This window comes from Microbacterium zouquanmingi (assembly GCF_052266695.1).
Classification (GTDB): Bacteria; Actinomycetota; Actinomycetes; order Actinomycetales; family Microbacteriaceae; genus Microbacterium.
Genome location: NZ_JBQPQZ010000001.1, coordinates 725679 through 742750 on the forward strand (window position 1 = coordinate 725679; position 17072 = coordinate 742750).

The 17072-nt window shown below is 65.9% G+C and carries 15 protein-coding genes and 3 tRNA genes; 10 read left to right on the forward strand and 8 right to left on the reverse strand.

The annotated features are described in order from the left end of the window. The first annotated feature begins 7 nt into the window (after nt 1–7). On the forward strand, nt 8–496 hold the full coding sequence (locus tag ACTU6U_RS03375) for an inorganic diphosphatase (RefSeq protein WP_417509954.1): 489 nt from the start codon (nt 8–10) through the stop codon (nt 494–496). A gap of 71 nt (nt 497–567) precedes the next feature. Here ACTU6U_RS03375 and ACTU6U_RS03380 read toward each other — a convergent pair whose 3' ends face one another. Beyond that, nucleotides 568–1941, reverse strand: coding sequence for a M23 family metallopeptidase (locus ACTU6U_RS03380; RefSeq protein ID WP_443467734.1), 1374 nt, complete (start codon nt 1939–1941; stop codon nt 568–570). 231 nt (nt 1942–2172) lie between these two features. Here ACTU6U_RS03380 and ACTU6U_RS03385 point away from each other — a divergent pair. From ACTU6U_RS03385 to ACTU6U_RS03395, 3 genes are all read left to right on the forward strand, one after another. Further along, a tRNA-Glu gene (locus ACTU6U_RS03385) sits at nt 2173–2245 on the forward strand. Nucleotides 2246–2272: 27 nt separating this feature from the next. Beyond that, a tRNA-Asp gene (locus ACTU6U_RS03390) sits at nt 2273–2346 on the forward strand. 72 nt (nt 2347–2418) lie between these two features. Continuing rightward, nucleotides 2419–2491 (forward strand) — tRNA-Phe (locus ACTU6U_RS03395). 474 nt (nt 2492–2965) lie between these two features. On the opposite strand, the gene ACTU6U_RS03400 is transcribed toward ACTU6U_RS03395, so the two are convergent. After that, complete coding sequence (locus ACTU6U_RS03400) at nt 2966–4135, reverse strand: glutamate--cysteine ligase (protein ID WP_443467735.1); 1170 nt, start codon at nt 4133–4135, stop codon at nt 2966–2968. A 138-nt stretch (nt 4136–4273) separates the two neighbouring features. On the opposite strand from ACTU6U_RS03400, the gene ACTU6U_RS03405 reads away from it, so the two are divergent. Genes ACTU6U_RS03405 through ACTU6U_RS03415 form a run of 3 tightly spaced genes read left to right on the forward strand, consistent with a single transcriptional unit; the run spans nt 4274 to nt 6997 of the window. Next, nucleotides 4274–5071: a class II glutamine amidotransferase gene (locus ACTU6U_RS03405; protein ID WP_443467736.1), complete on the forward strand. Its 798-nt coding sequence runs from the start codon at nt 4274–4276 to the stop codon at nt 5069–5071. A gap of 54 nt (nt 5072–5125) precedes the next feature. Then, nucleotides 5126–5545 carry a DUF6630 family protein gene (locus ACTU6U_RS03410; protein ID WP_443467737.1) on the forward strand — a complete coding sequence of 140 codons (420 nt, stop codon included), beginning with the start codon at nt 5126–5128 and terminating at the stop codon, nt 5543–5545. Nucleotides 5546–5596: 51 nt separating this feature from the next. Beyond that, nucleotides 5597–6997: a threonine/serine exporter family protein gene (locus ACTU6U_RS03415; RefSeq protein ID WP_443467738.1), complete on the forward strand. Its 1401-nt coding sequence runs from the start codon at nt 5597–5599 to the stop codon at nt 6995–6997. On the opposite strand, the gene ACTU6U_RS03420 is transcribed toward ACTU6U_RS03415, so the two are convergent. The 4 genes from ACTU6U_RS03420 to ACTU6U_RS03435 form a co-directional block, all read right to left on the reverse strand. Further along, nucleotides 6987–8399, reverse strand: coding sequence for an amidase (locus tag ACTU6U_RS03420; RefSeq protein ID WP_443467739.1), 1413 nt, complete (start codon nt 8397–8399; stop codon nt 6987–6989). The genes ACTU6U_RS03415 and ACTU6U_RS03420 overlap by 11 nt on opposite strands. A 42-nt stretch (nt 8400–8441) precedes the next feature. Then, complete coding sequence (locus tag ACTU6U_RS03425) at nt 8442–9470, reverse strand: acyl-CoA desaturase (RefSeq protein WP_443467740.1); 1029 nt, start codon at nt 9468–9470, stop codon at nt 8442–8444. 208 nt (nt 9471–9678) lie between these two features. Continuing rightward, the gene (locus ACTU6U_RS03430) at nt 9679–9945 is read right to left on the reverse strand and encodes a hypothetical protein (RefSeq protein WP_443467741.1); all 267 of its coding nucleotides are present in this window, start codon (nt 9943–9945) and stop codon (nt 9679–9681) included. 195 nt (nt 9946–10140) lie between these two features. After that, nucleotides 10141–11310 (reverse strand): glycosyltransferase, encoded by a 1170-nt coding sequence (locus ACTU6U_RS03435; RefSeq protein WP_443467911.1) that lies wholly within the window; start codon nt 11308–11310, stop codon nt 10141–10143. A gap of 110 nt (nt 11311–11420) precedes the next feature. Here ACTU6U_RS03435 and ACTU6U_RS03440 point away from each other — a divergent pair, with 110 nt between their 5' ends. The 3 genes from ACTU6U_RS03440 (at nt 11421) to ACTU6U_RS03450 (ending at nt 15057) form a co-directional block, all read left to right on the forward strand. Beyond that, on the forward strand, nt 11421–11684 hold the full coding sequence (locus ACTU6U_RS03440; protein WP_417509934.1) for a glutaredoxin family protein: 264 nt from the start codon (nt 11421–11423) through the stop codon (nt 11682–11684). A 26-nt stretch (nt 11685–11710) separates the two neighbouring features. Further along, entirely contained in the window at nt 11711–13102 is a 1392-nt protein-coding gene (locus ACTU6U_RS03445; protein WP_443467742.1) for an MFS transporter, read from the forward strand. Between the two features lie 185 nt (nt 13103–13287). Next, nucleotides 13288–15057: an aldehyde dehydrogenase family protein gene (locus ACTU6U_RS03450; protein WP_443467743.1), complete on the forward strand. Its 1770-nt coding sequence runs from the start codon at nt 13288–13290 to the stop codon at nt 15055–15057. A gap of 34 nt (nt 15058–15091) precedes the next feature. Here the strand turns inward: ACTU6U_RS03450 and pip are convergent, their stop codons facing one another. Beyond that, nucleotides 15092–16057 (reverse strand): prolyl aminopeptidase, encoded by a 966-nt coding sequence (gene pip / locus ACTU6U_RS03455; RefSeq protein WP_443467744.1) that lies wholly within the window; start codon nt 16055–16057, stop codon nt 15092–15094. Between the two features lie 119 nt (nt 16058–16176). Next, entirely contained in the window at nt 16177–17046 is an 870-nt protein-coding gene (gene ypfJ / locus ACTU6U_RS03460) for a KPN_02809 family neutral zinc metallopeptidase (RefSeq protein ID WP_443467745.1), read from the reverse strand. Nucleotides 17047–17072: the final 26 nt, after the last annotated feature.

The window sequence follows — 17072 nt, forward strand, 5'->3', positions numbered from 1 at the left end:
CACACGCATGGGCGCACACGACGCCGTCATCGAGATCCCGCGCGGCAGCCGCGTGAAGTACGAAGTCGACCACGAGACCGGACGAGTCCACCTCGACCGCGTGCTCTACACGACCTTCGGTTACCCCGCCGACTACGGATACTTCGACAACACTCTCGGCGAAGACGGCGACCCGCTTGATGTGCTGGTGCTGCTCGATCACGCCATCTTCCCCGGCGTCGTCGTCGAGGTGCGTCCGGTCGCCGTGCTCAAGATGAGCGACGAAGCCGGCGGCGACGACAAGCTCGTCGCTGTGCTCGCCAAGGATCCGCGCTGGGCGCACATCCAGGACATCGACGACATCGCTGAGTACACGAAGAAGGAGATCGCGCACTTCTTCGAACACTACAAGGACCTCGAGCCCAACAAGTGGGTCAAGGTCGATGAGTGGGGCAACGCCGCCGAAGCACAGCGCATCCTCGATGAGGCCATCGTTCGCGCGGGCGAGACGCACTGACCTCAGAATTCCACGAAGAAGCCCTCGGCAGCGCAGATGCGGCCGAGGGCTTCTTCATAGGTGCTGCGGGCTCAGACCGAGACCCCGCGTGCCGCCATGAAGTTGATGGGGTTCGTGTATCCGCCCCAGATGTACACCTCGAAGTGCAGGTGGCATCCGAAGGAGTTGCCGGTGTTGCCGGCGTACGCGATGACCTGTCCGGAGTTGACCCACTGTCCGCTGCGGACGGCGAATGAGTTGATGTGAGCGTAGCCTGTGCCCACACCGTCGCCGTGCTGGATGCGGACGTAGTTGCCGTAGCCGCCATTCCAACCGGCGTAGTCGACGGTGCCGGAGTTCGCGGCGTAGATGGGGGCGCCGCAGCCGTTGGCGAGGTCGACGCCATAGTGGTAGCCGCTCGAGCAGTAGCCTGTGCCGCACTGCACCATGCGCGGTCCGTACCCTGAGCTGCGCCATCCGCCATGCGGGCGGGCCCAGCCACCGGAGCCGACGTTTCCGCCGCCTCCGCCACCGCCCCCGCCGCCGCCACCGCCGCCGCCTTGGTTGTTCTTGGCGGCTTCTTCCTCTCGGCGCTTGCGCTCGGCTTCTTCAGCCGCCTTGCGCTCGGCCTCGCGAACGCGAACGCCTTCTTGGTAGTCAGCGACGGTCTTTGCCGTGTCGTCCTTGAGGGCTGCGAGCTGAGCTTCGAGCGTCCCGAGGTACTCGGTCTGCTCGGCGAGAGCCGCCTCGGCTGCCGTGGCAGCGTTCTGCGCGGCGATCATCTTCTCTTCGGCGATCTTCTGCAGGCGGTCGCGCTCAGTGCGGGCGACGACAGCCTGATCGCTCAGCGCCTGTGCGGAGTTTCGGGCTGCCACGGCCTTGTCGTAGACGGACTGGTTGAAGCCCAGCATCTTGTCCATCGTGCCCAGGCGCGATAGAAGGTCGTCGGCGCTGGCTGCGGAACCGGCGAAGAAGAGCTCAAGTGCGGTGTCATCGCCACCGTTGCGATAGAGCTGGGCTGCTACCTGGCCGGCCTTGCGAGCAGATTCGACTGCGATCGTCGACTGTTCATCGGCCTGAGCCTGAAGCGATTCCGCTTCGGCGATCGCGGCGAAGTACGCCTGCTGTGCTTCGTAGAACTCGTTGCCGGCTGCTTCCGCCGCGGCCTTGGTCTCGGCGACGCGCTGGGTGAGCGACTGGATCAGTCCCTCGATGCGTGAGACTTCCGAAGCCTTCGCGGCTTCATTGTTCTTCGCCCGCTGGACATCATCCCAGCTCGGGTAGGAGGCAGCGTGGGCGGCGTTGACGCCGGCACCGATCCCGAATGCGCTGAGGGTTGCGACGCTGAGAGCTCCAAGACCCAGCGCATTGCGGCGGGTCAGCGATCCCTTCTGCCAGAACGCCTTGCGTTCTTCAGCACTGGGCGCGCAGTTGCACGAGTCGCCGGCCTCTAGCGCAGCATCCATTGCGGACTGCTCGACGTTCACACGGCCCCTTTCACAGGAATCACTCATGCAACAGTAACAACATCTTTCACATCCGCAACAGGTGATTTCTTGTATCCAGAGACGTTGCGAACGCTCCATCGTCGCGTAGAAACGCCCGGGCGTTCCGCAGACTCGCCCTCGATTGGCGTTTTCGGCGAAACATCCTTTATGCTTGAGCGTCGGCAAGGAAGTCCCCCGGGACAGACTTTCGGCCCCATCGTTTAGCGGCCTAGGACGCCGCCCTTTCACGGCGGTAGCACGGGTTCGAATCCCGTTGGGGTCACTCCATCCGATACAATTTAAAAAGTATGGCCCTGTAGCGCAGTTGGTTAGCGTGCCGCCCTGTCACGGCGGAGGTCGCGGGTTCAAGTCCCGTCAGGGTCGCTCTAAGCGACGGGCCCTTTTTTCGAAAAGGGCCTTTCGTCTAGGATGCGGCAGATTTATGATGTGCCGCATGGCTCTGTAGCTCAGTTGGTAGAGCGCACGACTGAAAATCGTGAGGTCACGGGATCGACGCCCGTCGGAGCCACTGTCCCTCACGAGGCTTCTACTCGTGGGGGACTTTTCAGTTAAGTCCCGGTCAGGTTGAGATTTCTCCCTGGCACGCTCGCCGGTCATTGAGCGAGGGAGTCCTGACGCCTTCAACAAACCTTCGCTCGACTCACACTCCATCGCTCAGCACGTCTCGCACTCGCAGTGTTTGGGCATACCTCGCGTACGGATACAGCTCGACGGCGGGGATCCTCTGGAGCGGGTCAGGCAGTATCAATGACCTCGGTGAGGGTCGTCTGTGGATTCGTTGCAGTGCGAAGATTCTCCGGCCCGAGCTCGCCGATCGTTGATGCCCCGGCTGCGGCGAAAGCTCGTGTGCCCCCTTTCGTCACCGACCCTCGTCACATTTCGTGGGCAGCTCTCGATCCATGCGACCGAGAACTGGGATAGCGAATCTGGGCACGCATTGCTGATGCGGTGGCGCGACCGAGCACGGAGGACGCGGAGTAGCTCACCCCTCGAGCCCGGCGGTGGCCGTGGCGAGGTCTGCGACGACGTCGCTGAGCTGCCCGGTCTTCTCGAGGACAGCCCGCTGGCGCATGGCGCCGTTCCCGCGCTCGAAGATCTGCGTGATCTGCTGTTCGACGAGTTCTTCGTCGCCGCTTTCGCGCAGGGCTGGTCGGATGTGGTCGACGAGGTCGGCGACGATCTCACGCGCCGGACGCGCCGCGAGCGTTCGCGGGTCGATCAGATCACCCTCGATACCGAATCTTCCTGCCTGCCAGCTCATCACCCGAAGCATGGCGACCGAAAGGGGCAGGGGCTCCTCCCCCGCCCGCCATTCAGCGGCGCCGGTGTCCACGAGGCCACGGCACAGCGCGGCAATCAGCACGGTGTCGGCGGCGTCCGCGCAGACGTCGGCGACACGGATCTCCACAGTCGGGTAGTGATGCGACAGGCGTGCGTCGAAGTAGATCATTCCTTTGTCGAAGATCGCCCCGGAAGCGATCATCGCCGAGACGAGCGAGTGGTAATTTTCGGCCGCGTCGAACCGCTCGGTGGGCCCAGCCGTGGGCCAGCGCATGATCGCCTGCGAGCGAAAACTCGCATACTTCGTGTCTTCGCCCTGCCAGAACGGGGAGTTCGCACTCAACGCCAGCAGCGCTGGTAGCCAACCTCGAATGCGATCGAGTACACCGACACCCTCATCGTCGGATTCCACAGACACGTGCACGTGGCACGCTCCGGTGAGCTGCTCGGTCGTCGTCAGCCCGAAGTGCTCGACCATCTGCAGGTATCGCGGCGTGCCGACGATCGCCGCTCCGACCGGCAGCGGCGAAGTCCCAGACGCGATCACCCGCGCACCCGCACGTCGCGCTGCGGTGATCGCCTGGTCGCGCCATGCGCGCACACCAGTACCGAGGGCGGCCATATCCGTGTGCGGAACCGTGTCGGTTTCGATCTGCTGCTGCTGGAGTTCGTGCTCGATCGACCCTCCCGGCACCTCATCGGGGGTGAATTCGCCGGATGCCTCAATGGACGCGGCATCCGCATCTCTGGCATTCTCAGCAGGCTTCGCGGCCTCAGCCGCGTACCGCAGGGTGCGCGCGGCGACGGACCGCGGCCGTCCGCTTTCGGCATCGACGAGCAACAGTTCTTCTTCCACACCGACGGTACGCATGGCCTCAGTGTGCCAGCCGACCACGAGGTGCAGAAGGGGATTGCGCGCAGGACGCACGACAGCATAAGGAGGTTGCCAGCACGCGCAGAAAGGAGAAGGCTCGACCATGACCGGAAGGGAGAACCCACTGTGTGCCGCTTGCTTGGCTACGTCACTGACCGACCGACCCCCGTCGTCGACCTTCTCGGACGCGACGACTTCGATACCTTCACGGCACTCACCGAAGTACACAGCGACGGCTGGGGAATGGCATGGCACCGCTCGCTCGGCGACGAGACGGAAGCGATCTCGTCGGTGCGTAACGCGTCGATCGATCCCCAGTACGACGCGCTCGCGAATCAGGCCCTCGGATGCTGCGGACTCGTGCACCTGCGCTGGGCGACCGGCGGTCTTCCCGTGTCGCCTGCGAACACCCATCCCTTCACCGATGACGGATACGCCTTCGCGCACAACGGTCATATCGCACCGATCGACCACCTCGAAGCACAGCTCAGCGCCGACTCCCGAACGAAGCTCCTCGGCGATACGGACAGCGAACGCTACTTCCGCCTGATCATGCAGTGCATCGGGGAGGCCGACGGAGACGAGGTGGCAGGCGTCACTCGTGCGCTCGAGATTCTCGTACGGGAGTTTCCGAACTCGAGCCTCAATGCTCTTCTTCTGACCCCGGCGAAGCTCTTCGCCATCCACATCAACAGTCGAGTGGATTCGCCCGTCGAAGCCCTGCGCGAGCTCTTCGAATCGGTGGAGGCGATGCCGGCCAGCCACGCAACCGAGTATTACGCCATGGACTACCGCATCACCGACGAGGCCGTGCATGTCATCTCCAGCGGCGTCGACGCGGAAGGATGGACCCGCGTTCCCGAAGACGCCGCCGTCGTCATCGATCTTGCGACACGCGACGTGACGCGACTGCATCCGGTCCCTCTCGCATAGCGCGCGAGACCCCGCGGCTTGTGCGCGCCCTCCACATGTGATCCCCTAGCGACCATGACCAACACGTTCGACGACTGGACTCGTCTCTGCAGGCTGCTCGACGACGACCCTGAACTCACTCCTGCCACTCTCGATTCCGTCGAAGCGGGCGAATCCCCCTGGGATGCTCTGATCGAGGGCCTCGACGATTCAGGCGCACTCGCGTATCTCGACAAGCGCGACACCGGCGCCGAACTCGCTGATGCGCTGCCCGCTCTCCCCCGCATCATCCGCACCGGCATCGAGCTGGACGAGGTGGGCGACATCAACGAGCTCGACCGTGCGATCACGAGCGCGAACGAGCTTCTCGCCGCGCATGGGCTCACTCTCCTCTACCTCGCAGACCCCGATGACGAAGACGCCCATCCCCTCGTCGCCGTACCGACCGCAGATCTCAATGAGATCAACGCGCTGATCGAGAAATTGTACGGCTGACGTCCGCGACCGGATCTCCTCCTGCCCGCCGCGACTCGAGACAATGGACACATGGCCACTGAACGACGCTTCCGCATCCTGAACTCGGTGGGCCGAGTCATCCGCACCGACCCCGACAAGGTCGCTCTGACCGAAGCGTATGCGGTCTTGACCGACACCATCGTCGTGAAGATCCTCGATCTCGCGATGCGGATCGGCGAATCGATGTTCGCGGTCGGGGCATCGGCGCACGACGTGACATTCGCGATCATCCGCGTCGCCCGCGTCTACGGACTCACCGGGGTGCACGTCGATGTCACATTCAGCGCGGTCAGCGTCTCATACCACCGCGGCGAGGACGACTGGCCGACGACGCTGATCCGGGTCGTACGCGCCGCCTCCCCCGACCATGCGAAGCTCCAGCGCCTGCAGGCGCTCCTCGTCGACATCACTGACGGGATGGACCTCGATGAGGCGCGCCTCGCGTTCCGCATCATCCGTCGGACGCCCTTCCTCTACCGCCCCATCGTCGTCCTCTTCGCCCGCGCCCTGCTCGCCGTCGGCGTCGCGATCCTCTACGGCGCCTCTCCGATCATCATCGGGCTGAGCTTCCTCGCCGCCCTCGCCGCAGCATTCACTCAAGCGGGTCTGGCCCGCCTCCAGGTTCCGCTGTTCTTCAGCCAGATCGCCGGCGGATTCGTCATCACCGCAGTCACGGCCGTGGTCGCGGCTCTGGGCCATGCCGAGGTCGCCCCCTTCGTCGATGTGCAGCCATCGATCATCGTCGCCTCGGGAATCGTGCTCATGCTCTCCGGACTCACCGTCGTCGGCGCCGCACAGGACGCGATCGACGGATTCGCCCTCACGGCGGGCGGGCGGATCCTGGATCTGACGATGCAGACCCTCGGGGTGGTTCTCGGCATCCTGATCGGCCTCGAGGGGGCCCGATTCTTCGGCGTCAGCATCCCGCTGCCGACCGATGCGATCCCCTTCGGGTCGTTGGTCGCGCAGATCGGCGGCGCGGTCATCATCGCGGTCGCGGTCGCGCTGTTCAATGGCGCGGGGCTGCGCATCATCCTCGTCAGCGCCTTCCTCAGCACCATCGCGATCCTCGGCTACAGCGCCACCCTCTCCCTCGGCGTGCAGCCTGCCGGCGCGAGCGCCATCGGCGCGCTGCTGGCCAGCTTCATCGGCATCCTCACCGCCCGCGGGGTGCACGTGCCATCGGTCGCGGTGACGACAGCGGCGATCGTGCCGCTCGTCCCCGGAACCGCCGTCTTCCGAGGCCTTCTCGGGGTCGTCGACTCCGATGGAACCGCCGAAGGGATGCTGGATGGCGTCGGCCCCCTCGTGCTCGCCGCATCGATCGGAATAGGACTCGCCGCCGGCGCATCCCTCGGTCTGTATCTCGGAACGCCGCTGCGAGCCACGCTCGCCAGTGTCTCGAAGTCGCGCGCTCGCCTCAGGCGCTGAGCTCCCATACCGGCGGGTGCGGTAGCACGCCCACGCGACGCTCCAGCGTCGCGGCCAGTGCGATGATCGCGGCCTCGCCGCCGGGGCGTCCGATCAACTGCACACTCACCGGGTGCCCCGAGGCATCACGCGTCACGGGCACGACGATCGCCGGGAGCCCTGCCACATTGACGAAGCTCGAGTACGGCGCGTAGCGCACCTGCTGCGAGAAATTGTGCGCGGCATCGGATGCGTCGAACCACCCGACCGGCTGCGGCGGCAGCGCGAGCGCGGGGGTGAGCACCGCATCGAAGGGCGCGAAAGCCGTGATCGTCTGGCGCTCGAAGACCGTCGCCGCAGCGAGCGCTTCCAGCACCTGCGCGCCGGTGAGCTTGCGCCCCTCGCGCACCAGCCAGGCGGTGATCGGCTCGACGAGTTCGAGCTCAGCATCCGAGAGCGTCATGCGCGCGGCGCTCGTGCGCCAGATCGTCGTGAACATCTCGGCGTACCCGTGCGGGCGCCAATCGAACGCGTCGACGTTGCCGCCCGCATCCGAGAGCAGGGCGGCGGCGAGCGTCACCGCACGCGCCGCATCAGGGTCGAGCCGAATGTCATCAGCGTCATCCCACGGCGAGACGGTCGTCACGCCGACGCGAGCAGATACTCCGAGCGCTCTGGCCGCGGCGAGGAAAGAGCCAGAACCGGGCGCGGCCGTCGCATACGGGTGGGGACGGCCGGCGACCTGCACATCGAGCAGCAGCGCGGCATCGGCAACGGTGCCGGCGATGGGTCCGGCGACCGGCAGGCCCCCGGGGCTGTCCAGGCCGGATGCGAACGGTACTCGTCCGCGCGATGGCTTGATGCCGACCACGCCGACGGTCGCCGCAGGAATGCGGATCGACCCTCCGCCGTCGGATGCGGGAGCCAGCGGGAGCAGGCCCGCAGCGACTGCGGTCGCCGCGCCTCCGCTCGAGCCTCCTGCACCGTTGGCGGAATTCCACGGGTCACGCGCAGGCGGGGCGATCTGCGTCTCGGTATAACCGGTGAGCCCGAACTCCGGCGTATTGGTCTTGCCGAGGCTGATGCCGCCGGCCTCGTCGAGCACCGCGGCCTGATCTCCTGTGGCATCCGGAATGTAGTCACGATGCAGGCGCGAGCCGAATCGCGTCGGAACACCGGCGCGCGGAACAAGGTCCTTGTCGCCGAACGGCAAGCCCCACAGGGCTCCTGTCGGTTCTGTGTCGCCGAGCGCGGCGGCGCGCTCGAGTGCGGCATGCGCTGTCACCTCGACAAAGGCGCCGAGTCCGTCATCGAACCGTGCGATGCGATCGAGATAGTGCTGGGTCAGCTCGAACGGGCTGATCTCTCGAGTGCGGAGCGCCGCCAGCTGCTCGATCGCGGTCAGTTCGTGCAGCTCGGCCATGCTTCGAGCCTATGGCCCACTGCATGACTCCAGCGGCACGGACTACGCCCGCTGGAACTGCGTCACTGCCGGGCAGTCGAACGGGTCACTCGCTGCGAGGCCCACGCGGTTCAGGTACTGCACGACGATCACGTACGAGCGGATCAGAGTCGTCTCGGTGTACGGCACGTCGTTCGATTTGCAGTAGTCGCGCACGATGCCACGGGCCTTGGCCAGGTGCAGACGCGACATGCTGGGAAACAGGTGGTGCTCGACCTGGTAGTTGAGCCCGCCCAGCAGCCACGTGACCCACCAGCCGCCAGAGACGTTGCGCGACGTGCGGACCTGCTTGGTGAAGAAGTCCAGACGAGCACCCGGCTCGATGATCGGCATGCCCTTGTGGTTCGGAGCGAACGCGATGCCCATGTACACGCCGAAGACCGCGAACTGCACACCGGCGAACGCAAACGCCATGCCCAACGGCAGCAGCAGGAAGACCGGCACCAGCACGAGCGCAAGACGCCCCACGATGAGTGCCAGCTCGAGCCAGCGACCCTTGACGCCCTTCTTCGTGACGAGGTACTTGAGTCCCTGGAGGTGAAGGTTCAGCCCTAGCAGCGTGAGCAGTGGGAAGAACAGCCACCCCTGCTTGCGGGTGATCAGACGGATGAGGCCGCGCGACTTCGCGGCGTCCTCTTCAACGAATGAGATGGTATCGACCGCGATGTCCGGGTCTTTGCCGACCTGGTTCGGGTTCCCGTGATGCTTGGTGTGCTTGTTGTCCCACCAGGAATAGCTCATTCCGATGGAGCCGATCAGGATCCGGGCAAGCCGAAAGTTCGCCGGTCCCGAAGACAGGATCTGACGGTGCGCGGCCTCATGGCCGAGGAACCCGATCTGCGTGAAGATGATGCCGAGGGCCGCGGCGATGAGGAGCTGGAACCAGCTGTCTCCGAGCAGAATGAATCCGGTGACCGCGCCACCGAGTGCGAGCGCGATGCCCGCGGCGACGAAACTGTAGAAACGCGGAGTCCTCTGCAGAAGACCCATCTCCTTCACTACCTCTGAGACGCTCCGGTACGCCTTGGCCATTGGAGGGAAGTCCGCGTTCCCGGAGTACGTCTGGCGTACCCGTCCGAGAGTGCTGGTCGATTCGGTGACGGTGGAAGTGGAAATGATCTTCTCCTGCCGATCGGAGCCCTTGAGCTGTGAAAGCCAAGGGCAGTTGCCGATCGCTGGTGCCAGGCTAACCCTGCCCGTATACGTCACTGCGCATACGTTGGATCCTCCTGGCCGACTCTCAGGAGCGCGCCTTGCTCAGATGGCGCCGCAGAGTCTGCCGGACCGAACGCCCGCGAAGCTTGGCAGCGCCCTCAAGCGCGCGCCGTGCGTCTTCGAGCGTCTCGAAGGATCCGAGGTCGGCGCCCCGGCTGTCGTGCACGACGTGCGCGGAGCCGTCGTTCTCGACGAAGCCGGCGAATTCGCCGTCGCGCGTTGCGACGTACACGTCCTCGTCGGCCTGCTTCCAGAACAGGGGTTCGGGCGGATGGGTGGTGGTGTTACTCATGGTGATACTCATTGCTGTGGACAGGCGCGCGCAGGCGCACCCGAAATTATTGTGATCGAGAGCGGATGCCGCGCGCGTCGGTGCGAGCGGTCCTTTACGGCCCTGATCAGTGGCAGCACGAGCGCCGAATTGCGGCGAAAACTCGGTGTTGCAGAACCAGTCTAACCGATCACGACCTGGGAAGCCCGGATAACGTCACAATTCGCCTGGCCGCATCGCCTCGGCGTCGATCGCCGACATGATCCGCGTGGCGGCCGTATCGGTCTTCACCGCGGCATCCGCCCCCCGCGCGCGCTCGCGACGCGGCGCGTAGACGAACAGCGCGTGGAACAGGAAACGCGCGAAGAACGCCGCAACGAGCGAGATGGCGGTCGCGAGCACACTCGAGATGTGCCAGGTCTCGACCATGAGCACCATGATCGGGATGCGCAGCGCCGCCTCGATGTTGTTGAACGTGAAGGATGCTCCGAACCGCGCCCAGACGCCGCGAGCATCCCGCCGCATGTCGCCGAAGACGAACCGCTCCTGCAGCAGGAAGTTGCCGACGATCGTGACCTCTGCGCCGATGATCGCCGCCCATACATAGGGCATGCCGGCGGTTGTCAGCAGCCACATGATGCCGAGGTTCGCGACCGCGCCGATTGCTCCAATGAGCGCGAACAGCGACATCTTGCCGAAGCGCAGCCTGGTCAGATGGGCGATGAACGTCGCGCCCTGGCGAAAGGATGCCTTCGAGGTGCCGCTGTGCCGCGCGGAGAACTCCATCGGCACCTCAGCAACGCGCACATCGCTGCGGGCGAGGATCTCCAGCAGGATCTTGAATCCATGCGGGCGCAGAACCTGCAGATCGATCCGAGTCCGGTCGACGAGGAAGAAGCCCGTCATCGGGTCTGTGCTGTCCGCCAGCCGCCGTGGGAACATCGCCTTGGTGAGCCACGTCGAGGCCCGAGAGACGCCGAGTCGCAGCGCGGTGCCGAGGCCCGCCGAGTCGCCGCCGCCGACGTACCGCGATGCCGCGACGACGTCCGCGTCGCCCTTCTCGAACCGGGCGAGCAGTGTCGAGATGAGCTCGGGCGGATGCTGCAGATCGCCGTCCATCACGATGCAGATGTCACCGGATGCTTCGCGAAGACCGACGACGACCGCACCACCGAGGCCACCCGTGTTCGCCGCCCGGTGGATGACGCGCACCGGAATCGACGCATCATGTGCGACCCGTTCGATCTCTGACGCAGTGTCGTCCGTGCTGTCGTCAACGAAGAGAATCTCGCCATTGCGACCGGCCAGCGCAGCCGTAGTCCGCTCGACGAGCTCGGCGACGTTGTCGCGTTCGTTGAACGTGGGGACGATGACGGTGATGTCGATGTCCACGCCTTGCCCCTTCGTGCTCGCTGATATGACGGCATCCATCGTCCCACGCGCGCGCTGCGCGCAGGAACGGGGCTCGTTCAGGTGTGGACGAATATCCTGGAGATATGACTTCGATCAGCCCAGACACCATCACCATGTTCGGCGCCGAGTGGTGCGGCGACTGCCGTCGCACCAAGAAGCAACTCGACGAGCTCGGTGTCGAGTACACCTACATCGACCTCGAGGCGGACCCTGCCGCAGCAGACGTCGCCAAGGACATCTCCGGACGCATGAACATCCCCGTCGTCGTGTACCCGGATGCTTCGCACCACGTCGAGCCGTCCAACGACGACGTCGCAGCCAAGCTCCGCGAGCTCTCGCTGATCTGACGCGCTCGCGCCGATACACTGGCGCGATGAGCAACGAGGCTCGACCCGAACGAGCGCCCTCTCGCCTGCCCGCACGCACGATCGTCACGTACGCGATCGGATCGCTCGGCACAGGCGGCTACGCGACCCTGCCAGGGCTCGTCCTGACCTACTTCCTCACCGACAACCTCGGTGTCGCAGCCCTCGCCGCCGGCCTCATCGTCACTGCGGCGAAGATCTGGGACGTCATCATCGATCCGCTCATCGGTGCGGCATCGGACCGTCAGCTGGCCCGCACCGGTTCACGCCGCGGGTTCATGCTGACCGGCGCGCTGATGCTGCCGGCGTTCTTCGCACTGACGTTCGCGGTGCCGCCATCGTGGGGGCCTGCGGCGAGCGCGGCCTGCGTGCTGCTCGCGTTCCTGGGCACGGCGACGGCGTTCAGCCTGTTCCAGGTGCCGTATGTCGCCCTCCCTGCCGAGCTCACGAAGTCCTACGACGAGCGCACGCGCCTGCTGGGCTGGCGCGTGGTCGTCCTCACCGCAGCGATTCTGCTGTTCGGCGCGGGCGGGCCGATGCTCCGTCGCGCCACCGGCGACCCTGTGACCGGGTACCTGCTGATGGGCATCGTCGCCGGTGTCGTTCTCGGCATCGGGATGCTCATCGCGACCCGCGCCGCACGGGATGCCGCCGCAGTCTCACCAGCATCCGCACCCGCGCCCGCGCGTGTGAACCTCCGGGAGGAGTACCTCTCCGGTTTCCGCGCGCTGCGGCGCAGCATCCCTTTCCGTGCGCTCCTCAGCACCTTCCTGCTGCAGGCCCTCGCGACCGGCACGATGCTCGCCGGAGCGCAGTATGTCGCCCGATGGGTGCTCGGTGATGAGGCGGCGGTCGAGATCCTGTTCATCGCCCTCGTGGGGCCAGCACTGATCGCGACCCCGGGATGGACCGCGGTGGCGAACCGCATCGGCAAGGAACGGGCGTTCTTCGCCGCCAGCATCCTGTTCCTGCTCGCCTCCTTGTCCATCGTCATCGCCATCTGGACTCCTGGCGCCTGGCTCTACGCCTCGGTCGCTGTGGCGGGCGTTGCGTACGCGGGACTCCAGTCGCTGCCGATGGCGATGCTCCCCGACGTCATCTCGCACGATGAGCGCACGAGCGGTCCGGGGCAGGCGGGAACCTTCACCGGAATCTGGACCGCTGGCGAGACCATCGGCTTCGCGCTCGGCGCGACGGCTGTCTCGCTCATGCTGGCTGCAACCGGCTACATCTCGAGTGTCGCCGGGGCCCAGACCACGCAACCGGATGCCGCGGTGATGGGCATCGTGGTCAGCTTCAGCATCCTGCCCGCCGCGCTCATGGCGCTCAGCCTCATTCCGCTCTCGCGCTACCGCCTGCGTCGGAGCGACATCGAGGCGCCTCACGCGGCTCTTCCCTGACTCGCGCGGCTGTTCCCTGTCCACGTGGCCGAAGTTTCCACCGCGCGAACAGCGATAGACAGCGCGAAGCAGCGAACGACAGCACGACGCAGGGCAACCCAGCGCCAATGGCTGGTGACCGAGAGCACGTGCCCGCATAAGCTGGATACACCCGAAATTGTGCTTCATGCACGAAGGAGATGCCGATGTCGTCAGCAACCACTTCGACCGATGTCACGTCCGTTCCCGCCACTCGTGGGATCGACGAGGACGAACGCGCACGATTGGATGCCGCGATCGACGACCTCGAGGCAGGGGCCCGCACGTGGTCAGCGCTGAGTGTCGGCCAGCGTGCGACACTGCTTCGAGCCGTGCGCACCGCAGTCGCGGCATCCGCGGAAGAGTGGGCGCACACGGCGGCCGCTTCCAAGGGACTCAGCGGCAGCCACCCGCTGCGCGGTGAAGAATGGCTCTCCGGCCCCTACAGTGTGCTCGGTGCGCTCGATGCGTACGCCGAGACGCTCTCGCGGTTAGCGGATGGACGCAACCCGCTCGAAGGCATCCGCATCGATCGCGCCCCCGGCGGGCGGGCGCGGGTGCATGCCTTCCCACTCACCGGGCTCGACAAGATTCTGCTCTCCGGCTTCACCGGCGAGGTCTGGCTCGAGCCGGGCACGACTCCTCGCACAGCGCGCGCTGCTGCCGGTCTCGCCCAGCGCAGCCCGCAGGAGTCCGGGGGTGTGGGTCTCGTGCTCGGAGCCGGCAACGTCACCTCGATCCCCGTGCTGGATGTTCTCTACGAGCTCCTCGCCCACAACCGCACGGCACTGCTCAAGGTCAACCCCACTCAAGACGCACTCGTGCCGGTGTTCGAGCATGCCTTCGCGGCGCTGATCGAGCCAGGGTTCCTGCGAATCGTCCGCGGCGGCGGCGACGTCGGCGCGTACCTCACCGGGCATAAGCGGCTGGGTCACGTGCACATCACGGGGTCCGCGGCGACGTTCGACGCGATCACCTGGGGCCCACGAGATGCGGCAGCGACCGCACGCCGGCGGCGCGAGGACCGTCCGCTTCTGAAGAAGCCGATCACCGCTGAGCTCGGCGGCGTCTCACCGATCATCGTCGTGCCGGGCGAATGGACCCAAGCTGACCTGCGCTTCCATGCCGAGCACATCGCGACGATGCGTCTGCAGAACTGCGGACACAACTGCATCGCGGGGCAGATCGTGATCATGTCCTCCGATTGGGCACAGGCGGATGCGTTCCGCGCCGCGCTGCGCCGCGCGTACGCCAAGGCTCCAGAGCGCCCGATCTGGTATCCGGGTTCGACGAGCCGGATGCAGCAGGCGAACGATGACTATCCGGATGCCCTCGTGCTCGGCGACCGACTCCTCGTGGAAATCGGCGCAGATGACGATGCCACAGCACTCGAGAACACCGAGTACTTCGCGCCAGTGCTCGGAGTCGTCTCGCTGCCGGGTCAGGGACAGGAGTTTTTGGATGCCGCGGTCGCGCACGCCAATGACAAGCTGCAGGGAACTCTCGGTGCGAACCTGCTGATAGATCCGGCGACGCAGCGCTCACTCGGCACCGGGTTCGAGCGGTCCATCACCGAGCTCCGTTACGGCTCGATCGCCATCAACGCCTGGACGGCTTTCGGCTTCATCACCCCGACGCTCACCTGGGGCGCATTCCCGGGGAACACGCTGCAGGACGTCGGCAGCGGCCTCGGCGTCGTCCACAACGCGCTGCTGCTCGACCGGGTCGAGCGCTCGGTGCTTCGTGGTCCGTTCCGCCCCTTCCCCCGGTCGCTTCCGGTCGCGAACGGCGGGGGCCGTTTCACGATCTTGCCGAAGCCGCCGTGGTTCGTCACCGCACGCACCGGCGCTGTGGTGAGCGAAGGGCTCACGCGCTTCCGCGCGAACGGTGGCGTCCTCGGACTCGCGAAGACGCTGCTGCAGGCGCTGCGCGCCTGAGCTGGAGCAGCGCTGTCTGGAGTGGGTGTGGGGATCAGTCGTCGGAGAAGAGGTCGGCGGCGTCCCGGAGCGCCTGCTGGATGCCGGGCTCGGACGCCGAGTGGCCCGCGTCGTCGATCACGACGAACTCCGCCTCCGGCCATGCCCGGTGCAGGTCCCACGCGGTCATCATCGGAGTGCAGACGTCGTAGCGCCCTTGAACGATCACCGCGGGGATGTGCCGGATCGCGTCCACCCCGGCGATGAGCTGACCCTCCGTCCACCAGCCGCGGTTGATGAAGAAGTGGTTCTCGATCCGCGCGAACGCCACTGCCGTGGCATCCTCCGTCATTCTCTCGACGGTGTCGGCATCCGGCTTCAGCGAGATCGTCGACCCCTCCCACTTCGACCAGGCCCGCGCGGCCGGAATGTGCACCTGGGGGTCGGGATCGAACAGGCGTCGGTGATACGCCTCGATCATTCGGTTGCGCTCGAGCACAGGGATCTGCGCGATGAATCCCTCCCACAGATCGGGGAACAGCGCCGCTGCCCCGCCCTCGTAGAACCATTCGATCTCTACCCGGCGCAGGGTGAAGATGCCGCGCAGAATGAGCTCGGTGACTGCCTCGGGGTGCGCCTGCGCGTACGCGAGGGCCAGCGCACTCCCCCACGATCCCCCGAACACCTGCCACTTCTCGATGCCGAGGTTCTTGCGCAGCAGCTCTATATCGGCGACCAGATGGGCCGAGGTGTTGAACCGCAGATCGGCATCAGGGGCGCTCGCGTGCGGCGTGCTCCGTCCGCACCCGCGCTGGTCGAACAGCACGATCCGGTACTTCTCGGGATCGAAGAACTGCCGGTGCCACGGAGCTGTTCCTCCGCCAGGTCCGCCGTGCAGGAAGACGACGGGCTTGCCCTCCGGGTTGCCGCTGACCTCCCAGGCGATGCGGTGTCCGTCTCCGACGAGCAGCATGCCGCTCTCATACGGTTCGATCGGCGGATACAGGGCATCCGTGTTCATGGTCTTCCCCCGGTGAATCGATATCGGTCGCCATCGGCAACTTTCTCACCGTATCGCGCGACCCATGTTCTCCCGCGGAACCACGGCGCACCGACCGCGATCAGCTCGTCCTGATCGAGTCAGAGCTGGTCGCCTGCGACCGCGAAGGTGTCGCAGCTGCCAAGACCGTTCTGATAACCGTTCGCGAACCAGAACTGACGCTGCTCGCTGGATCCATGCGTCCAGGATTCCGGGTTGCTGAATCCGGACTGCTCCTGGATGTGATCGTCACCGACGGCGAATGCCGCGTTCAGCGCATCGGTGATCTGCGCGTCCGTCGGCTTCTCGAGGTAGTGGACGCCGTTCTCATCCGTCTCGTCCGCGGCCGACGCGAGCCATGCGCCCGCGTAGCAGTCCGCCTGTAGTTCGGTGCGCACGCTGTTGCTGTCGGGGCCCGTTCCGTTGTGGGGATATGCGTCCATCGTGCCGGTGATGTTCTGGATGTGGTGGCCCCACTCGTGCCCGACGATGTAGAGCTGCGCGAGCTCACCGGCGGATGCATCGAACTGCTGACGCATGATCTGGAAGAATGCGGGATCGATGTAGACGCCCTGCTCCGGCGGGCAGTAGAACGGGCCAACCGAGTTGGATGCTGTGCCGCACTGCGTAGACGTCTGCCCCTGGAAGACGTACAATTGCGGCGGCGTATACCCCTCGACGTGCTGACCCCAGTATTCGTCGAGCAACACCTGGGCACCAGCCATTCGGCAATCGTCCTGGGTGTTGGCGTCTTCACCGGTCTCGCAGGCCAGCACGGAGCTGCCGGAGTCGGAACTGCCGCTCTGCTGCTGCCCCATGCCGACCAGGCCCGACAGATCGATGCCGAGCAGGGGACCTGCGATCAGCGCGATGATGGCGAGCAGACCGACGCCGCCGCCGGCGATTGCGGCTGTTCGCCCTGGCCGTCGCGTGCGGTGACCCGAGATGTCAGCATCCGGATTGAACGTCATGAGTTGAGATTACCCCGCTGCACGTC